This window comes from Mitsuaria chitosanitabida ATCC BAA-476 = NBRC 102408 (assembly GCF_001598255.1).
Lineage (GTDB): Bacteria > Pseudomonadota > Gammaproteobacteria > Burkholderiales > Burkholderiaceae_C > Roseateles > Roseateles chitosanitabidus.
This window is the reverse complement of sequence record NZ_BCYP01000039.1, coordinates 129809-148057: the sequence shown is the minus strand read 5'-3', so window position 1 is coordinate 148057 and position 18249 is coordinate 129809. Positions and strand designations below refer to the sequence as shown.

Annotated in this window: 20 protein-coding genes; 8 read left to right on the top strand and 12 right to left on the bottom strand. The window is 69.6% G+C overall.

All coding sequences use genetic code 11. The features are described from left to right. The first annotated feature begins 38 nt into the window (after positions 1-38). Genes MCHT01_RS23650 through MCHT01_RS23640 form a run of 3 tightly spaced genes read left to right on the top strand, consistent with a single transcriptional unit; the run spans position 39 to position 2856 of the window. On the top strand, positions 39-440 hold the full coding sequence (locus tag MCHT01_RS23650; RefSeq protein ID WP_067069623.1) for a GntR family transcriptional regulator: 402 nt from the start codon (positions 39-41) through the stop codon (positions 438-440). Beyond that, the gene (locus tag MCHT01_RS23645; RefSeq protein ID WP_245643598.1) at positions 437-1393 is read left to right on the top strand and encodes an ABC transporter ATP-binding protein; all 957 of its coding nucleotides are present in this window, start codon (positions 437-439) and stop codon (positions 1391-1393) included. The genes MCHT01_RS23650 and MCHT01_RS23645 overlap by 4 nt, the downstream gene beginning before the upstream one ends. Beyond that, on the top strand, positions 1390-2856 hold the full coding sequence (locus MCHT01_RS23640) for a hypothetical protein (protein WP_067069620.1): 1467 nt from the start codon (positions 1390-1392) through the stop codon (positions 2854-2856). The genes MCHT01_RS23645 and MCHT01_RS23640 overlap by 4 nt, the downstream gene beginning before the upstream one ends. Before the next feature lie 54 nt (positions 2857-2910). Here the strand turns inward: MCHT01_RS23640 and MCHT01_RS23635 are convergent, their stop codons facing one another. Continuing rightward, positions 2911-3459 (bottom strand): flavin reductase family protein, encoded by a 549-nt coding sequence (locus MCHT01_RS23635; protein WP_084453281.1) that lies wholly within the window; start codon positions 3457-3459, stop codon positions 2911-2913. Between the two features lie 35 nt (positions 3460-3494). Between MCHT01_RS23635 and MCHT01_RS23630 the strand changes: the two genes are divergently transcribed. Both MCHT01_RS23630 and MCHT01_RS23625 read left to right on the top strand, forming a co-directional pair. Beyond that, the gene (locus tag MCHT01_RS23630; protein ID WP_067069617.1) at positions 3495-4469 is read left to right on the top strand and encodes a M48 family metallopeptidase; all 975 of its coding nucleotides are present in this window, start codon (positions 3495-3497) and stop codon (positions 4467-4469) included. Positions 4470-4654: 185 nt separating this feature from the next. Then, a complete protein-coding gene (locus MCHT01_RS23625; RefSeq protein WP_067069614.1) occupies positions 4655-6253 on the top strand; it encodes a hybrid sensor histidine kinase/response regulator in 1599 nt (532 codons plus the stop codon). Between the two features lie 81 nt (positions 6254-6334). Here MCHT01_RS23625 and MCHT01_RS23620 read toward each other — a convergent pair whose 3' ends face one another. From MCHT01_RS23620 to MCHT01_RS23610, 3 genes are read right to left on the bottom strand one after another with little or no spacing between them, the layout of a single operon-like run. Further along, complete coding sequence (locus MCHT01_RS23620) at positions 6335-6982, bottom strand: MBL fold metallo-hydrolase (protein WP_067069611.1); 648 nt, start codon at positions 6980-6982, stop codon at positions 6335-6337. Between the two features lie 16 nt (positions 6983-6998). After that, positions 6999-8366: a type II toxin-antitoxin system HipA family toxin gene (locus tag MCHT01_RS23615; RefSeq protein ID WP_067069608.1), complete on the bottom strand. Its 1368-nt coding sequence runs from the start codon at positions 8364-8366 to the stop codon at positions 6999-7001. Between the two features lie 4 nt (positions 8367-8370). Then, entirely contained in the window at positions 8371-8643 is a 273-nt protein-coding gene (locus MCHT01_RS23610) for a helix-turn-helix domain-containing protein (RefSeq protein ID WP_067069605.1), read from the bottom strand. A gap of 367 nt (positions 8644-9010) precedes the next feature. Between MCHT01_RS23610 and MCHT01_RS23605 the strand changes: the two genes are divergently transcribed. Further along, positions 9011-9352 (top strand): DUF4148 domain-containing protein, encoded by a 342-nt coding sequence (locus MCHT01_RS23605; RefSeq protein ID WP_067069602.1) that lies wholly within the window; start codon positions 9011-9013, stop codon positions 9350-9352. A 97-nt stretch (positions 9353-9449) separates the two neighbouring features. Here MCHT01_RS23605 and MCHT01_RS23600 read toward each other — a convergent pair whose 3' ends face one another. The 3 genes from MCHT01_RS23600 to yjjJ all read right to left on the bottom strand — a co-directional run bounded on the left by MCHT01_RS23600 (position 9450) and on the right by yjjJ (position 12321). Beyond that, positions 9450-10559 (bottom strand): S-(hydroxymethyl)glutathione dehydrogenase/class III alcohol dehydrogenase, encoded by a 1110-nt coding sequence (locus tag MCHT01_RS23600; RefSeq protein WP_067069599.1) that lies wholly within the window; start codon positions 10557-10559, stop codon positions 9450-9452. A gap of 40 nt (positions 10560-10599) precedes the next feature. Continuing rightward, positions 10600-10875 carry a metal/formaldehyde-sensitive transcriptional repressor gene (locus MCHT01_RS23595; RefSeq protein WP_067069596.1) on the bottom strand — a complete coding sequence of 92 codons (276 nt, stop codon included), beginning with the start codon at positions 10873-10875 and terminating at the stop codon, positions 10600-10602. A gap of 63 nt (positions 10876-10938) precedes the next feature. Further along, positions 10939-12321 carry a type II toxin-antitoxin system HipA family toxin YjjJ gene (yjjJ, locus tag MCHT01_RS23590; RefSeq protein WP_067069594.1) on the bottom strand — a complete coding sequence of 461 codons (1383 nt, stop codon included), beginning with the start codon at positions 12319-12321 and terminating at the stop codon, positions 10939-10941. On the opposite strand from yjjJ, the gene MCHT01_RS23585 reads away from it, so the two are divergent. Further along, positions 12320-13231 (top strand): nucleotidyltransferase domain-containing protein, encoded by a 912-nt coding sequence (locus tag MCHT01_RS23585; protein WP_245643596.1) that lies wholly within the window; start codon positions 12320-12322, stop codon positions 13229-13231. The two genes, yjjJ and MCHT01_RS23585, sit on opposite strands and share 2 nt — an antisense overlap. Before the next feature lie 24 nt (positions 13232-13255). Here the strand turns inward: MCHT01_RS23585 and MCHT01_RS23580 are convergent, their stop codons facing one another. From MCHT01_RS23580 to ribA, 4 genes are all read right to left on the bottom strand, one after another. Next, positions 13256-13669 carry a hypothetical protein gene (locus MCHT01_RS23580; protein ID WP_067069588.1) on the bottom strand — a complete coding sequence of 138 codons (414 nt, stop codon included), beginning with the start codon at positions 13667-13669 and terminating at the stop codon, positions 13256-13258. Between the two features lie 94 nt (positions 13670-13763). Beyond that, entirely contained in the window at positions 13764-14135 is a 372-nt protein-coding gene (locus MCHT01_RS23575; RefSeq protein ID WP_067069585.1) for a response regulator, read from the bottom strand. 170 nt (positions 14136-14305) lie between these two features. Beyond that, positions 14306-14839, bottom strand: coding sequence for a hemerythrin domain-containing protein (locus tag MCHT01_RS23570; protein ID WP_169806198.1), 534 nt, complete (start codon positions 14837-14839; stop codon positions 14306-14308). Between the two features lie 51 nt (positions 14840-14890). Next, positions 14891-15514, bottom strand: coding sequence for a GTP cyclohydrolase II (gene ribA, locus MCHT01_RS23565; RefSeq protein ID WP_067069581.1), 624 nt, complete (start codon positions 15512-15514; stop codon positions 14891-14893). 212 nt (positions 15515-15726) lie between these two features. Between ribA and MCHT01_RS23560 the strand changes: the two genes are divergently transcribed. After that, complete coding sequence (locus tag MCHT01_RS23560) at positions 15727-17454, top strand: M14 family metallopeptidase (RefSeq protein WP_067069579.1); 1728 nt, start codon at positions 15727-15729, stop codon at positions 17452-17454. Positions 17455-17540: 86 nt separating this feature from the next. Here MCHT01_RS23560 and ypfH read toward each other — a convergent pair whose 3' ends face one another. After that, positions 17541-18239 carry an esterase gene (gene ypfH, locus MCHT01_RS23555; protein WP_067069576.1) on the bottom strand — a complete coding sequence of 233 codons (699 nt, stop codon included), beginning with the start codon at positions 18237-18239 and terminating at the stop codon, positions 17541-17543. Positions 18240-18249 lie beyond the last annotated feature (10 nt).

The following is an 18249-nucleotide window of genomic DNA, read 5'->3' as shown; positions in this document are numbered from 1 at the left end:
CCCGGACCCGGGCGTCCAGGGAGACGGGACACGCGACCATGGACAGCGATCTGCTTTTTCACATCAACCCCGGATCGGCCGAGCCGATCTACCGCCAGCTGGTGGACCAGCTGCGCCGGCGCATCGCCAGCGGCCAGTTGGTGGCGGGGCAGGAGATCCCGTCCGCGCGGGAGCTGGCGCAGGCGCTGGCGGTGAATCCGATGACGATCTCCAAGGCCTTCGGGCTGATGGAGGCCGAGGGCCTGGTGGAACGCCGCCGCGGCCTGCCCATGGTGGTGGCCGCCCAGCATCAGAAGGCCCTGAAGACGAAGTCGCGCGCCGAGTTGCTGCGCCCGACGCTGGAGAAGGCCGCCGCCGAGGCGCGCCAGCTGGAGTTGCCTGCCGATCAGGCGTTGGCGCTGTTCGAGGCGCTGTTGGAGGAACAGGGAGTGAAGCGATGAGCATGACCAACACCTTCGGCGCCGCGGGCGCCACCCATTCAGCCCAGACCGTCGATGCCGGCGCGCGGGACGCGGTCTCCGCGCTCGGCGCGCCGCCGGTGCGCGCGAGCGGGCTGCGGGTCGACTTCAAGGGCCATCCCGGGGTGCTCTCGGGCCTGGACTGGACGCTGGAACCGGGCCAGGTCGTGGGGCTGCTGGGCCGCAACGGCGCCGGCAAGACCACGCTGCTCGAGACCCTGCTGGGGCTGCGCGCGCCGCAGGTCGGCGAGGTGCGGCTGTTCGGCCAGCCGGCGCTGACGCCCGACGACGCCCTGCGCGCCCGCCTGGGCTACGTGCCGCAGCAGGCCGCGCTGTTCGAGGAGTTCAGCGTCGGTGACCTGCTGCGCTACTTCCGCAGCTTCTATCCGCGTTGGAACGACGCCAAGGTCGACGGCCTGATGTCGCGCTGGGACATTCCGCGCGACCGCCGCATCGGCGCGCTGTCCCAAGGTCAGCAGCAGCGGCTGTCCATCGTGCGCGCGCTGGCGCACGAGCCCGACCTGCTGGTGCTGGACGAGCCGGTCGCCAGCCTCGATCCCGCCGGTCGCCGCGATTTCCTGCGCGAGCTGGTGGATCAGGTGCTGGATCGGGGCACGACCGTGGTGTTCTCGACGCACATCCTGTCGGACCTGGAGCGGGTCGCCTTCAACCTGGCCTTCCTGAGCCAGGGTCGCATCGCGCTGCAGGCGCCGCAGGACGCGCTGGCGGAGGAGGTTCGCCTGCTCGCCGGCGCGGTGCCGGCGCTGGAGGCCGCGGTGGCCGCGCACGGGGGCCAGGTCTTGCGTCGACGCGAGGCCCGGGAGCAGTCGCGCTGGCTGGTGCGCTTCCAGGGGGGCTCCCTGCCCGCCGACGACGCGGCGCTGCGCTGCGAATCGCTCAGCCTGGAGGACCTGTTCCTGGAGTTGACGCAATGAGCGCCGCGCTGTCGCTGCCGGGCACGGGCGGTCATGGCGCCGTGCTGCGGGCGCTCGGACGGTCGCTGCGGGGTGTGCGCTGGCTGGCGCTGGCGCCCTTGGCCATGGGCGCGATCGGGGGGATCGGCTCGCCGTCGGCGGCGATGACCGCGTTCGGCGTGACGGCGGCGATCACGCTGCAGTTCGGTTGGTGGGTGATCGCCAGCGGCCTGACGGCGCAGAACCATCCGCAGCTCGCGCGCCTGGTGCCCGGCCACGTGCGTCAGCTGCGGGAGACCGCGTTGGGCCTGTTCATCGTGATCTCGGCGCTGTCCGGGTGGCTGATGTCGGCGTTGCTGGGGGATGTCTGGGGCTGGATGCCGGCGTTCGCGCTGGTGATGCTGGTGTTCTCGACGGCACTGCGTTGGCCGGTGCTGTGGTTCATCGTGTGGATCGTGCCCTCGCTGCTCTACGCGCAGCTCAAGGACACCCAGGCCTGGCGCCTGTTGCTGGCCGCGATGGTCGACTGGCACGCGCACCAGCCGCTGACGCAGGCCGCGGTGCTGATGCTGGCGATGTGCGGGCTGCTGTGGGGGCTGTTCCAGGACGGTGGCGCGGCGCATGCCCGGACCTGGGAGGCGAACCGGGTCATGCGCACCCGGTTGTCCCACCTGGAGCGCGGGCGCTGCGCCCATGCCCCGGGCAGCGTGGGCGATCGCCTGGGCCGCTTCTTCAACTGGGCGACCCCGCTGTGGCGTGAGCATCTGCTGCGCCATGCGCGGCCGACGCCGGCCAGCGTGCTGGCCCGGGCCGAGCTTGCCGTGCTGCGCGGCCTGCACTGGACCACGCTGGCCGGGATGGTGACCGTCCTGTTCACCGCGCTGGTGCTGGCGGGCGTGGTGTTGCGCCTGTGGCTGGGCTCGGATCGCGGCCCCGAGGCGCTGGCCGCCGCGCTGCCGGGCGTGACCTTCGGGCTGATGTGCTCGCTGATCGGCCCGGCCATGGGCATCGCCACCACGCAGCACCGCACGCGACGCGAGCAGGCGCTGCTGCTGCTGGTGCCCGGCATGCCACGCGGCGAGGCCATGAACCGCCACCTGGCGCCGCGGCTGTTCGGCAATTTCCTGGCCGCATGGGCCGTGGGCGTGGCGGCGATGTCGGCCATGGTCCTGCTGGCGCCGCACGGCGGCCCCAAGGATCTCCCGGTCATGGGGCTGCACTTCGCGGCGGTGACGCTGCCCTTCGGGCTGCTGCTCTGGCAGGACTGGGCCGCCAAGGGCGCGCCGTCGTCGGGTCGCGTCTCGCTGGTGATCCTGATCGTGATGCTGCTTGTGGCGCTCAGCCTGGCGGGATGCGCGCTGACGGGCGTCTCGCCCTGGTCGGTGCTGGCCGGCTCGGTGGTCCTGACGGCGGGCTTGACCGCCTGGCGCTGGCGCGCGGTGCGGCGCATGGCGCCGTTCTGGCCGACGGGTCGCGACGCCTGACCCCGGAGGGGATCGTGGTCCCGGCAAAGGCCCGATCGGGCCGGCCGGGGCCGGTCAGAGCGGCAGCTCGGTGTAGTAGCGGCCGCCGTGGAAGATCAGCGGCTGCGCCTGCTCGACGCGGGTGACGGCCTCGACCTCGCCGACGAAGATGACGTGATCGCCCTCCTCGTACTGGCTGCGGTTGGCGCATTCGAAGACCGCCGCGCAGCCCTCGAGCACCGGGGCGCCGCCGCAGCCGTCACGGAAGCGCACGCCGGCGAAGCGGTCGATGTCGCGCGTGGCGAAGCGCTGCGCCAGGTCCTTCTGATCCGAGGCCAGGATGTGGATCGCGTAATGCGAGCCACGGCTGAAGACCGGCATCGAGCCGGCGCGCCGCGCCAGGCTCCACAGCACCAGGGGTGGGGACAGCGAGACCGAGTTGAAGGAGTTGGCGGTCAGCCCGACCAGCGTGCCGTCGTCGGCGCGCGCGGTCACGATGGTGACGCCGGTGGCGAACAGACCCAGCGCGGCGCGGAACTGTTGCGGATCGAGCGGCGAGGTCGCGCACGCGGGAGAGGGCGTGATCACGGGCGACGGGGCGGACGACGAGGGCGGCTGGGACATGATGGCCGGTATTGTCGCCTCCCTAGAATGCCGGCATGGTTGATGCTGACTTCTCCTCCGATCATGGGACTGGCGCTGCCGAAGCCACGCCGCACCTGCCCTCCGCGCCGTCCTACGGCTTCGGCCGCTGCGACTGCCGCGGCTGCGCGCCGCGCAGCGCCGGCCGGCGGCTGTTCACCGGCCTGCTGGGCCTGGGCGGCGCGACCGCGCTGGCGCCCGCCTGGGCACAGGACGGTGTGAACGTCGGCAAGCAGAGCGGCTTCACGAAACTGGTGTCCGCCGAGCAGGTCGAGGCCGGCGCGCAGCAGCAGTACACGCAGATGATGCGCGAGGCGCAGCGCCAGAACGTGCTGGGCTCGGACCGGGATCCGCAGGTGATCCGGCTGCGCGCGATCGCGCAACGCATCATCCCGTTCACCGGGCCCTGGAACCCGCGCGCGCAGCAGTGGCGCTGGGAGGTGAACCTGATCAACAGCCGCGAGCTCAACGCCTTCTGCATGCCGGGCGGCAAGATCGCGTTCTATTCGGGAATCCTGCAGCAGCTGCAGCTCAACGACGACGAGGTCGCGATGATCATGGGCCACGAGGTCGCCCATGCGCTGCGCGAGCACGCGCGCGAGCGCATGGGCAAGACCATGGCGACCAACGGCGCGATCGAGCTGGGCGCCGCGCTGTTCGGGCTGGGCAACCTGGGACGGGGTGTCGCCAACATCGGGGGCCAGCTGCTGAAGCTGACCTTCAGCCGCGAGGACGAGAGCGAGGCCGACCTGGTCGGCATGGAGCTCGCGGCACGCGCCGGCTACAACCCGCGGGCCGGCGTGACGCTGTGGCAGAAGATGGGCCAGGCCAGCAAGGGCGCGCCGCCGCAGTTCCTGTCCACGCACCCGGCCGGACCGACCCGCATCCGCGACATCGAGCGCAACCTGCCGCGTGTCGAGGGGCTTTACGAGCGCGCCCCCAAGCCGACACAACGTTTCGAGCCCATGCCGCTGCCGGCGTCCCGCCGCTGAGCCCCCGCGCGCGGCGCCGACCGTCCGCCCCCCGCCCGGGCACCGATCGTCGGACACCCCGATGGCATCGACCCTGCCGGGCCTGCCCCTCGTCAGCCGTACCCCCTACATTTAGGCCCGTGGCGCCGCGATTGCCTGACGGGCGGGTGGTCCACGATCACGCCTCGGGCAGTCGGGAGGCCAGCATGTCCAAGAAGGTCCAGTCCAGCGGGGCCGGCGCGCATCCCGCGCTGGCCGATGGGGTCGCGCAGGTCGGCGCGGCCCTCGACTACGCGTCCGACGCGGTCATCCTGCTGCGCCGCGACTGGACCATCGCCTACATCAACGTCGCCTTCGAGCGCGGTTGCGGCCAGTCGCGCGAAGCCCTGCTGGGCCGCGGCTACTGGGCCGCCTTCCCGCATTTGCGGGGCACGCGCTTCGAGACCGAGGCCCAGGCCGCGATGACGGCCGGCCTCGCCCGCATCTACGAGGAATTCAGCCCGCGCGCGAACCGCTGGTACGAGTGCCGCGCCTATCCCTGCGACACCGGTCTGCTGATCCTGTTCATCGACGTGACGATGCGCAAGTCGGACGAGCTCACCCGCGTGGACCTGGAGGAGAAGCTGGTGCGGGCCCAGCGCATGGAGTCGCTCGGCACGTTGGCCGGTGGCGTGGCGCACGACTTCAACAACATCCTCGCGGCCATCCTCGGTCACGCGGGGATGATGCTGGACGCCCTGCCCGCGGACTCGCCGTTGTGCGAGCACATGCGGCAGATCAAGCGGGCCGGCGACCGCGCGCGGGAGATCGTGCAGCGGATCCTGGCCTATGCGCGCGGCGGCACGAACGAGCTGTCCAAGCATCAGCTGCGGCCACTGGTGGAGGACAGCATCGCGCTGCTGCGCTCGACGCTGCCCGCGACGGTGCGCCTGACCGTGGACCTGAGCGGCGACGGCTGCATCGCGACGGTGAACCCGTCGGAGGTGCAGCAGGTGGTGCTCAACCTGTGCACCAACGCCTGGCAGGCCATGGTCGGCGGCCATGGGCATCTGCACGTGGCCTTGCGGGCGGTGCAGTTCGACGTGCCGCATGCCTTCGCCATCGGCCGCGTGGCGCCGACGCGCTACGCGGAGCTCAGCGTGCGCGATGACGGCCAGGGCATGCCGGAGGAGGTCGTCAAGCGCCTGTTCGAGCCCTTCTTCACGACCAAGCCGCGCGGGCAGGGGACCGGGTTGGGCCTGCACATCGTCAACGGCATCGTGCACGCGCATGGCGGCGCGATCGACCTGCAGTCGGTGCCAGGCAAGGGCACGCTGTTCTCGATCTATCTCCCGATCGTCGACGAGGCGGCGTCGCTGGATCCGGCGGCCCTGGTCAAGGTGGCGGATCCCGGCGACGGGGAGCACCTCGTCTATGTGGATGACGATCCGATCGTGCTGATGATGGTCGAGGCGCTGCTCAGGAAAGCGGGCTACGACCTGCGCACCTACGCGGATCCCCGCGCCTGCCTGGACGACATCGAGGCGGGCCGCGTGACGGTGCAGCTGCTGATCACGGACTTCTCCATGCCCGGGATGAACGGGATGGAGCTCGCGACGGCGGTGCGCGCGACGTTGCCGCGCGTGCCGGTGATCATCACGACGGGCTACATCTCCGACGAGCTGACCTCCGAGGCCGACCGCCTGGGCGACGTGGCGGTGCTGCAGAAGGAGCGCAGCTTCGAGGAACTCGTCGAGCTGGCCGCCCGCGCGCTGCGCGGCTTCCCAGAGACGCGCTTCCTGGACAGCGGCTTGGCGCCGCTGTGAACCCGGTCCGCGCCGTTCGCTTCATCGGCGCGGTGAGCGTCGCGCGGCCGGTGGCGCGGGACGACGCGGCTGATCGCGCGCTCAGCCCCAGCGGCCGCCGACGAAGGGATTGCTGCGGCGTTCCTCGCCGAAGGAGCTTTCGGGGCCATGGCCGGGGATGAAGACGGTGTCGTCGCCCATGGGCCAGAGGCGTTCGTTGATGGAGCGGATCAGCGTGTCGTGGTCGCCGCCGGGGAAGTCGGTGCGGCCGATGCTGCCGGCGAAGAGCACGTCGCCGACGAAGCAGCGCTGCGCGCTCGCGGAGTGGAACACCACGTGACCGGGCGTGTGACCGGGGCAATGCCGCACGGACAGTGTTTCGCGGCCGATCTGCACGGTGTCGCCGTCCTCGAGCCAGCGCGTGGGGCTGAACATCTCCGCGGGCGGGAAGCCGAACATCGCGGCCTGCTGCGGGAGCGCGGTGATCCAGAACTGGTCGCCCTGATGGGGGCCGACGATGGGCAAGCCCTGCTCGCGCGCGAGCTGGCCGGTGCCGCCGGCATGGTCGATGTGGGCGTGGGTCAGCCAGATCGCCTTGAGCGTCAACCCCAGCCGCCGGACCTCGGCCAGCAGACGCGGCACCTCGCCGCCCGGATCGATGACGGCCGCCTCGTTCGTGGCATCGCACCAGACGATCGAGCAGTTCTGCTGGAAGGGGGTGACGGGGACGGTGTGGTAGCGGAGGGGCATGGGGCGGTCCTGGAGATCAAAGCGGCGACGGAGCGCTCGCGGCAAGACGGTTCGCGGCCGATTGGAGGCCGCCGAGGATGCTGTCGGCGATGGAAGCGGGGAAGTCTTCCGGCAACTGGAGGCGCACCGCCTGGATGACATCGGGCGTGCGTGCGACGACGTCATCGATCAGGGCGTCGACGGGGCGGCCGTCCTCGGTGAGCACGCCATGCCGAGTCCCCAGCGCGACCCAATGGCGACGGAGGATGTCTCGCATCTTCCAGTGGGCATTCCGGGAGCGCACGGCCATGGCCAATTTGACCTTGTGCGGTGAGATGCTGGCGGGTCCGGTGCCGAGCACCGGATAGGCCGACAGCACGTCGTAGAGCGGCGTGAGCTGGTAGCCCCCGCCCGGGCGCAGGAACAGGCTGAAGTTCTTGGCGTGGCCGTCGGTGGCGCAGAGCATCCAGAAGAGCAACTGCGTCGTGAAGAAATCGCGCCGGTCGCGCTCGCGAGCGATGGAGCCGTCGAGCAGCTCGAGGATGCGGTCGATGCCGGGTCCGCCGTCCGCCTCGTACTTCGCGTCGGGGGCGACGCCCATGGCTTGGCACATGTCCTCCTGCGGGAGGCGGACGAGGCGGTTGTCCCCGGCAGGAGAAGTCCACCAGAGGCGGTCGAAGCGCTCGACGACCAGGACCTTGATGTCCTCGAAGCGCATCGGTTCGCAGGCGGCCACCGGCAGCCCGTACGTCCGCAGGATCAGCGCGCACAGCCATTCGTTCTCGACCGAGTGCCGCATGTCCAGCTTCATGCCGCCTATCAGTCCGAGCGGCAGTTTGAAGATATGCGTGGTGGGCGTGCCGCCGCGGGGCAGGCACCACTTCCCGTCTAGCCGCAGCAGGGCGGTCTTCTCCTGCGCTCCTGCGATGGAGATGCGGAACTCGTCGTCCTCGTCACCGCGTCCCAGGGTCTGAGGCGTGGTCGCGCTTCGCAGCACTCGGGCGACGTCGGCGTCGCTCAGAGGCTCTGCGTGTGTCGCCGTGATGCCTGGCGAGACCTGACCCTCGGGCAGGATCTCAAGCGCGCCCACGCAATCGCGACCGATCTCGGCCAGCAACTCAAACGCTTCGGTCGACCCCGTCTGGAAGCGACGCGCCAAGCGTTCACGGATGTCCTTGCTGTCGGGCAGCAGGTTCTCGAAGTAGGTGTGGACCTTCTCGCCGCGATGCGGGGCATTGCCCGGCGCAAAGGGCAGGGAGAGCGACAGGGGACGGCCCTGGCGGGACTCGATCCATGTGGGGTCGTACTGGAGCGTATCCGGCGCCTGGGGCGTCAGGCTCCAGGTGCCGACACGGTCCCCGTTCATCCAGAGGCCGAGGGTCCGGGTATGCGAGCGACGTCCCATGGAATCACCAGTCCGGCTGATCCGCGCCGGATGGCGCCGGTGCGTCGCTGGGCGTCGTCGCCGGTTTGTCGAGGACCAGCGACACGCCCAGGATGTTCAGCAGCTTCAACAGCCTGACCGCGCCGACGGTGTCCGCGTTGCGCTCCAGCGCGGAGTAGGTCTGCTGGGTCACGCCCAGACGCAACGCGACTTCCCGTTGGGTCAGGCCGGCCTCCTTGCGGAAGGCCTGCAACAGGATCGGCAACTGATCGGTCGTACGGACGGTGAATCGAGGCATACAGGTTATTGGCTGTATTTTTGATTTACAGCGTTTGATCTGTTTATTCAGAATACCAATTACAGGCTGTAAATGCAAAAAACAGCAGCTGAGCTGTTGCCGGGCCTTGCCCGCGCGGTCCCGGGCTCCTGCAGGACATCTGGCCGGCTGTTCCGCCTGATGAGCGAGGCGCTGCTGGAAGCGAGGAACCGACAGGGCTGAGCGGTTGGGAGACGACGCGTTTGTATGACTGTGTGTCGACAAGCGCGGGCCATACAGGCTCATGCGAACGGACGGAGTGGATGACAAATGCCGGATACCTCCGAGGCATCAAATTCATTCCACGCAATCACCACGTGTTCCCACCACCCGATTCAAGGAGCCTCTCATGTCCAAGTCCCTGTCCACCGTCCTGTTCTCCGCCACGCTGCTCGCCGCCGCGCTCGGCGCCGTCGCGATGCCCGCCGCGGCGCAGTCCGCGTCGACCTCGCACCCCGTCGTCCCTCGCGCGCAAGTCCTGGCCGACCTGCAGATCTATCGCGAGTCCGGCCTGGCCGAGGCGGACCGCCCGGAAGGACTCAGCTTCGAGAACGGCCGCCGCGCGCAGGCGCAGGCTCGCTACGAGGAGTTGAAGGCGTCGCCGCGATTCGCGATGCTGGTGCAGCAGTACGCGGTCCTGGAGGGCAAGGGCGCCAAGGGCGTGGCCAATGAAGGTGTGGCGGCGCGCTGATCTCAGCGGCCTCTCGGCTTCCGCAAGGAGGAATGCCCGGCTCGTGCCGGGCATTCTTCATGTGAGCCTCCGATCGGTGGATCAGAGAATCAGCCGATCAATAGTGCACCACGCTCCGAATCGACTTGCCCTCGTGCATCAGGTCGAAGGCCTCGTTGATGTCGGTGAGCGGCATCGTGTGGGTGACGAAGGGCGCGAGCTGGATGTCGCCGCGCATCGCGTCCTCGACCATGCCCGGCAGCTGCGAGCGTCCCTTCACGCCGCCGAAGGCCGTGCCCTTCCAGCTGCGGCCCGTCACCAGCTGGAACGGACGCGTCGAGATCTCCTGACCCGAGCCCGCCACGCCGATGACGATGGACTGGCCCCAGCCGCGGTGCGCGCACTCCAGCGCCGCGCGCATCACGTTGACGTTGCCGATGCACTCGAAGGTGTGGTCCACGCCCCAGGTCGTCATCTCGACGATCACCTGCTGGATGGGCTTGTCGTGATCCTTGGGGTTCACGAAGTCGGTCGCGCCGAAGACCTTGGCCAGCTCGAACTTGGACGGGTTGGTGTCGATCGCGATGATGCGGCCGGCGTTGGCCCGCTTCGCCCCCTGGATCACCGCCAGGCCGATGCCGCCCAGACCGAAGACCGCGACGCTGTCGCCCGGCTGCACCTTGGCGGTGTTCTTCACCGCGCCCAGACCGGTTGTCACGCCGCAGCCCAGCAGGCAGACCTGCTCGGGATTGGCGTCCGGATTGATCTTGGCGAGCGAGACCTCGGCCACCACGGTGTACTCGCTGAAGGTCGAGCAGCCCATGTAGTGATAGATGGGTTGGCCGTTGTAGCTGAAGCGCGTCGTGCCGTCGGGCATCACGCCCTTGCCCTGCGTGGCGCGCACGGCGACGCACAGGTTGGTCTTGCCGGACTTGCAGAACAGGCACTCGCCGCATTCGGCGGTGTAGAGCGGGATCACGTGGTCGCCGGGCTTGACGCTGGTGACGCCCTCGCCGACCTCGACGACGATGCCCGCGCCCTCGTGGCCGAGCACCGCCGGGAACAGGCCCTCGGGATCGTCGCCGCTGAGCGTGAAGGCGTCGGTGTGGCAGACGCCGGTGTGGGTGATCTTCACCAGCACCTCGCCCTTGCGGGGCGGGGCGACGTCGATCTCGACGATCTGCAATGGCTTTCCGGCTTCGAAGGCGACGGCGGCACGGGACTTCATGGGGGCTCCTTTGGGGGATGTGGGCGAGGTGGCGCGAGGGCTACTTCAGATAGGTGCGCACGAGCGCGGTCATGTCCGCCGCGAGGCGCGCGGATCGACCCTCCTCATCCGCGACGGCGCCGAGTTCCTCCTGAATGTAGGACTCCAGGATCTCGGACATCAAGCCGTTCACGGCCCCCCGGATCGCGGCGATCTGCACCAGCACCGGCGCGCAGTCCGCGCCCTCCTCGAGCGCGCGCTGAAGCGCCTCGGTCTGGCCCAGGATGCGCTTCACGCGCGTGAGCGCCTTCTTCTTGTCCTGCGGGGAATGGGGCATGGCGGATACCGGGTGGGGGTATGAGGTGTCGGCGCGGAGTGTATACCCCGTGGGGGTATGTTGTCACCGGGACCGCGCCAAGCGATCGCTGTTGCGGCCGCAGAGCGCTCGGAACGCGGGAGTGATGCGGGCGTCGCCGGCGGCGGCTCGCCAGAAGGCGACGGCCGCGTCCGCGGCGGCCGACCAGGCGTCGAGCTCCGACGGCATCGGGAGCATGGGCGCGTACTCGCGCGGAGGCAACTCCATGCCGCGCAACGGGGCATAGGCCATCGGGAGCATGTCGTACACCGGCGCCGGCGCGAAACCGACGCTGCCGTCCGCGCGCGTGACCGGTCGCAGCGAGAGGTTGCCGTCGTGCATGTCGTTGTTGGCGATGAGCCGACCAAAGAGCCACACGCGATGAATCAGGGCCAGGTCTTGCGCGCTCATCCATCCCTTCTGGACCAGGGGGCGCGCCGCTTCGTGCCATGGATGGCCGGCGCTGCCCACCGTCGTGGCGTTGAGCGTGAACCATGACACCAGCGGCGACCGACCGAGCACGCCATGCCGGTCGAACCGATCGACCTCGAGGAAGGTGCGGTCGCCGTGCCGATGGATGCGGGAATCGGCCGCGGGAATGCCGAGGTGGGACGCGAGGACGCGTCCGGCCAGATGCTCGCAGACCAGCAGGTCGGACCAGCGGCGGGTGCCCGGCGCGTCGTCGTTGCCGGAGAACTTCACGATCACGTGTCGATGGCTGCCGTCGCGCAAGCGACGCAGGGCGGTGAACTTGGGGAACTCGCCGCCGGCGGAAGAGTCGGGGAGCCCGTCCAGCAGGACGAACGAAGCCTTGGTCGGGTAGGCGGCTTCGAGCGCGTCATCGTCCACCGCATCCGGGCCGTGCGTCTTCAGACGCCGGACCCGGTCTAGCCAGCGACGGCAGGCCGGCTCGCCGACGAGGAGATTGCCGGGCGTGTCATCACCCAGCAGCGACATCACATGCAGCGCATCGTCGTCGGACCAGGAGGTCGGATCGTCGCCGACCTGCAGGACCGGTGCGTAGTGCCGCGCTAGGTTCCTGCCGAGGAAGCCCTGCGGACGCATGTCCTGCAAGGGATATGGAAGCCCCTCGTGCCAGCCGTCGCGCATCGCGGCGTCCATCGGCCAGGCGAAGGGGCCGAGATATGCCATGGCGCAGCCGTGAGGATGGACGAGATCGAGCCGTGCGGCGTCACGGAGTTGGCCGGACGGATCGATCTCGAAGACCGGCAGCGAGGCGCGCGAGCCGCGCAAGGTCCGACGGGCGGCGTAGGTGGTTCGACGCGCATGGCCTCGGATGATCAGCGTGTCGCCAGCGGCATGAACCGCCCGCGACAATGTCGCCCGGCTGAGGCCGCTCAGCGTGGCCAAGCGACCCGCTTGCAGCGGGCCATGGACGCGGAGGCTGTGTTCGAGATCGATCGGCATGGAACGATTCTGGGGACGCCATGCCGCCGCCTTCTCTGGCAGATCTCAGCCAACCCATTTTGACGACGCAACGATGCCTGAAACGATTCAGATGACTTCAGATCGCGACACCAAGCCTGGCCCGATTCCTCCCGACGCCCACCGGGAAATCCAATCGCGCCTGCAGGCCGCTCAAGCGGAGCACGACGTCCGGGTTCTACTCGCCGTCGAGTCGGGCAGCCGCGCGTGGGGATTCGCCTCTCCCAACAGCGATTTCGATGCGCGCTTCATCTATGTGAATCGGCCCGACTGGTATCTGTCGGTCGGCCTGGAAGAGCAGCGCGACGTCATCGAGTACCCGATCGTCGACGAGATGGACATCAATGGCTGGGACCTGCGCAAGGCGCTGAGACTCTTCCGCTCATCGAATCCGGGCTTCGTCGAGTGGATCCAATCCCCCATCGTGTATGCGACCCAAGGCCGATTCCATGACCGCGTGCGGGAGCTGCTGCCACAGGTCTACTCGATCGAGCGGGGCGTCCATCACTACCGGAGCATGGCGAAGACCAACTTCCGCGGCTATCTGCAGGCGGAGCGGGTCCCTCTGAAGAAGTACTTCTATGTCCTGCGCCCGCTCCTGTCGGTCCGCTGGCTGGAGCGCGAGCAGCAACCTGCGCCGATCGAGTTCCAGCGGCTGCTCCACACCGTCGACGGCGAGCCCGGTCTGCTCGCGGCCATCCACGACTTGCTCGAACTCAAGCGTCGGACGCCGGAGCTCGGGCTGTCGCCCCAGGTCGAGCCCATCCAGCGCTTCATCGAGCGCGAGCTGGTCCGTCTCGAGGAATTGCAGCCGGCGCGGGCGGAGCGCCCGGAAGTGGAGCCGATGCTGTCGGCGCTGTTCCGCGATCTGCTGCGGGAGACCTGGGGCTGATCCCGTCCAGCGTCGCTCGGACCCTCAAACCCCCTTCAACGCCTCCTCGATCGCCCGTTTCGCCTCGAGGTACTTCGGGCCGTCGGTCTGCTTGAGCGTCTTCAGGTCCTGCGCGACGCGCTCCAGCCGCGACGCGGCGTCCTCGACCTTGAGGGCCTCGATCTCGCGCCACAGCTCCTCGAAGCGGCGGAGCGGTCCGGCCGGGGCGCCCTTGGGGTACTGGGCCGCGATCAGCGCGTGCACCGCGTCGGACAGCCGGCCGATCTGGCGGCCATAGCTGTGCTGCGTCACGATGCGCGCCTCGGTCTGTGGCGCGCTCGAATTGATGTTGGTGACGTTGTAGGTCGGCAGGATCGGCTGGTACAGCGACTGCGGCGCGAAGGACTGCATCCAGCTGAAGACCTTCGTCGGGTCGAGGTACGGCGGCATCGTGGTCATGAGGCGCTCCCGGTGGGCGTCGATGGAGCCGGCAGCCTACGGGCGACCGCGATCGCGGGACATCCTCAATCGGTAGGGCGGGCGGGCCGCGCCGTCACCGCGTGTCCACGCCCAGCAGCTTCCCGAGCCCGTCCAGATCGATGGGCTTGGCGAAGTAATGGTCGAAGAACTCGTCGTCGTCCCGCTGCGGACCGCGGTTGAAGCCCTCGCCGCTGACCGCGACGATCACCACCTGCTGGCCGTGGGCGCTCCGCACCCGCCGGGCGAGCTCGCGCCCGTCCATGCCCGGCATGTTGATGTCGGTGATCAGCACCTGCGGCGCCCAGGTGTCCAGCAGGTCGAGCGCGTCCTGCGCGCTGCTGCAGCCGCGCACCTCGCAGCCCCAGGCATCCAGCAGAGCGGTCAGGAACTCCAGCGAGTCGGCGTGATCTTCGACAAGAAGTGCCTGAAGACGGTCGGGGGACATGGCGGCATGCGGGCGTGGGGGCAGGGGAAAACCGCGTCATCGCAGGACGGTGACGCGGCGCACGACCCAGCCCGGCAAGCGGGATGCCCGGGCGTCGCGCACGCGTCGGGCCGCCGCCGCAGGCGAAGCCGACCTCGGTGTCGGCCTCGGGGACGACGCGGCCGGTGCCGCTAGACGCGACGGCGGGCGGCCATCTCCTCGCCCATCGACCGCAGCGCCGGCTCGGCCAACGAGTCGCTCGCGGCCGGATAGGCCTCGCCATCCTCGACCTCGATGTGCTGCCGGTACATCGCCGAGAAGGCCGCCCAGCGCTCGCGTGCGGCGGTCAAGGCGATGCCGCCCAGCGCGTCGTCGAGCACCGCCTCCAGATCCGACTCGATCGTGGCCCAGGCGCGCGCCAGGTCCCGATGCTCGACCAGCAGGCGATCCGCGAGCGCCTCCCGTCCCTGCAGCCGCAGGCGGGGCACGACGTGCAGCTCCTCGTCCTGGTGATGCAGGGGCGCGGCGACGCGGAAGTAGCGCAGCACGTCCCTCGCCGCGTCGCGGGCCTGATCGTCGCCACCGTGCGTCGCGAGATGCTCGCCCAGGCGCAGCAGCAGCGCCAGCGTCCGCGCCATCCGTTCGTGGCAGGCGGCCATCAGCTCGAAGGGCGCGTCGAAGCCGGCCGCGGGGCCGGCGTGCAGCGTGAAGATGGACGACGACACGATGTCCGCTCCCGCGTTCCGTCGTGCGTTCGAGGACGACCGGCCCGGGCCTCAGCCCAGGTAGTGCCCCATGCGCTTGCGCTTGGTCTCGAGGTAGCGCTCGTTGTGCGGGTTCGACGGGATCAGCAGCGGCACCAGCGCCTCGACCTCGACCCCGCCCTGCACCAGCGCGTCCCGCTTCTGCGGGTTGTTCGTGATGAGCCGGACGCTCTTCACGCCCAGCAGGCACAGGATGTCGATCGCGTCCGCGTAGTCCCGCTCGTCCTCGCCATGACCCAGCTGCAGGTTGGCGTCGATCGTGTCGACGCCGGCTTCCTGCAGCGCGTAGGCGCGCAGCTTCTCCACCAGGCCGATGCCGCGACCCTCGTGTCCGCGCATGTAGATGACGATGCCGCCCTCGTCCTTGAGCAGCGCCAGCGCCTCCTGCAGCTGCGGGCCGCAGTCGCAGCGCAGCGACTGGAACACGTCGCCGGTCAGGCACTCGCTGTGGATGCGCAGCAGTCCGCCGCGCTCCTTCAGCGGGCCGACCGACAGCACCATGTGCTCGGAGCCCGTCACCGGGCTGCGGAAGGCGCGGGCCTGGAAATCGCCCAGCGTCGACGGCAGATGCACCACTTCCCAGTCGGTCGCCCCTTGCGTCCCTAGCGGGATCTTCTCGCAGTGATTCACAGCCATCTCCAGAGTGCATCGCGACCGCCCGCTGCGGGCCGCCCGACAAGTCGTCAAACCGTGCGATCCGCGCCCTCGATCCGACGAGGCGCGCGCCGCAAGGGCGCCAATTTAACCGGTCTCAGGGTAAACGCGCTGTCACCCTGTGGAGAGGCCTCTCGGTCGCAGGGGATGGCGCATGCACAATCGGCCGCACCCAACCGCCCGCAGGGACGCCCATGACCGCTCTCCCGCCCGCCGCGCCCACCCCGGCGCTGCCCCGTCCGCGCTTCGACGAGTTCCCCCGCTACGAGGCCCTGACGCAACTGCTCTTCGGTTACGCGGAGGCCTGCCCCAACCTGGTGTCGGTGCGCTCCATCGGCCAGAGCTTCGAGGGCCGCGAGATCTGGGTCGCCATCCTGACCAACACCGCCACCGGCGCGGACGTCGACAAGCCCGCCTTCTGGGTCGACGGCAACATCCACGCCGCCGAGCTCACCGCCTGCACCACCGCGCTGTACTACCTGCACGAGCTGGTCAGCAAGTACGGCACGGACCCGCAGGTCACGCAGCTGCTGGACACGCGCACCGTCTACCTGGTCCCGCGCCTGAATCCCGACGGCGCCGAGCTCGCGTTGGCGGACCGGCCGCGCCACATCCGCTCGTCGACGCGGCCCTATCCCTTCGACGAGGAGCCGGTGGAGGGCCTGAGCGTCGAGGACATCGACGGCGACGGCCGCATCCTGACGATGCGTATTCCCGACCCGCATGGCGGCTACAAGAAGCACGCCGGCGATCCGCGGCTGATGGTGCCGCGCGAGCCCGGCGAATTCGGCGGCGAGTACTACCGGCTGATGCCCGAGGGCCTGGTCATCAACCACGACGGCCTGACCGTGAAGGTCAACAAGGACAGCGAGGGCCTGGACCTGAACCGCAACTTCCCGGCCGGCTGGCGGCAGGAGTTCGAGCAGGTCGGCGCCGGCCCCTATCCCACCAGCGAGCCCGAGGTGCGGGCGATGGTGGACTTCATGGTCGGCCATCCCAACATCGGCGCGGCGATCAGCTTCCACACCCACAGCGGCGTGATCCTGCGCCCCTGCGGCACGCGCGGCGACGACGACATGGCGCCCGAGGACCTGTGGACCTTCAAGCGCTTCTCCAAGCTCGGCGAGCAGCACACCGGCTACCCGTCGGTGAGCATCTGGCACGAGTTCAAGTACCACCCCAAGGAAGTCATCACCGGCACGCAGGACTGGGTCTACGAGCACCTGGGGGCGCTGTTCTGGGTGGTGGAGCTGTGGTCGCCCAACAAGGAGGCGGGCATCGAGGGCTACAAGTGGATCGACTGGTTCCGCGACCATCCCGTCGAGGACGACCTGAAGCTGCTCAAGTGGAGCGACGAGCACTGCGGCGGCAACGCGCACGTCGAGTGGACGGCGTTCAAGCATCCGCAGCTGGGCGAGGTGGAGATCGGCGGCTGGGACAAGATGAACTACTGGCGCAATCCGCCACCGCATCTGCGCGAGCGCGAGGCCGCGCGCTTCCCGGCGTGGATGAACCAGATCGCGCTGAGCCTGCCCAAGCTGGAGCTGCTGCGCACGGAGGTGCGGGCGCTGGGGCCGGACACGTGGCGGGTGCGGATGGCGGTGGGCAACAGCGGCTGGCTGCCGGCCTACGTGACCAAGCAGGCGCTGGCGCGGGATCAGGTCCGCGGGGTGATGTTCGAGATCTTCCTGCCGGTGGATCCGGAGGTGGGGCTGATCAGCGGGAAGCCGCGGATGGAAGGGCCTCAGCTCGAGGGACATGCGCCGAAGCAGACGCAGCTGGCGTTCCTGCCGGAGCGGGACATCACCGGGGATCGGGCGTATGGGGAGTGGGTGGTGCGCGCGCCGCAGGGGACGCGGCTGAGCCTCGTCGCTTGGGCGGATCGGGCGGGCACCGTTCGGACGGAAGTGACGTTGGACTGACAGCCCTAAGACCCTCACCCCCACCCTCTCCCGCAAGCGGGAGAGGGAGCCGCGTGAAACTGAGCGCCCATCGGGCGCTCACACTCTCAGTGCTTGGGGGCCTTTTCCTGCTCGGCGGCGGCGACCACCGCCTCGCGCCACAGCCTGGCGGGAATGAACGTCCGCAGCTGCTCCATCGCGCGCTCGATGAGCGCCGGATGCAGTTCATGCCCGATGTCGGGCATCACGTCCGCGGTGATGTCCGCGCCCAGCCCCATCAGCTCGCGCGCCGCGTTGAGCAGCGGCACGTAGGGCAGTTCCTCGTCGTTCTTCCCATGCAACAGATGGATGCTCACGTCCTTGGGCGCGTGCTGCGGCCAGTAGGCGTAGGCGCCACCGAAGGCCAGCACCCGGCCCGCGAGCTGCTCCTCCTGCTGCAGCGCCTCCAGCGCCAGGATCGCGCCCTGCGAGAACCCGCCCAGCGCGACGCGTTCCCACGACAGCTCCAGCCGCTCGGCCCAGTAGCGGATCAGCTCGACGACCGCCGGCAGCGCTTGCGTCAGTCCGGCCGCGCGCGCGGCGTCGTCGCCCTGCTCCGAGTACCACTGGAAGCCCGCGCCGCCCCCAGGGATCGCATCGAAGGCGTCCGGCGCGTCCGGCAGCACCAGCGCCGCGCGCGGGTACTGCCGATGCAGCGCCTCGGCCAGCGGCCGCATCTGCAGGCCGTCGGCGCCGGCGCCGTGCAGCAGCACGAAGAGCAGGTCGGGCTGCCCGTCCTTGGGCAGCAGCACGTGGGCTTGAATCATGGGGCGGGAT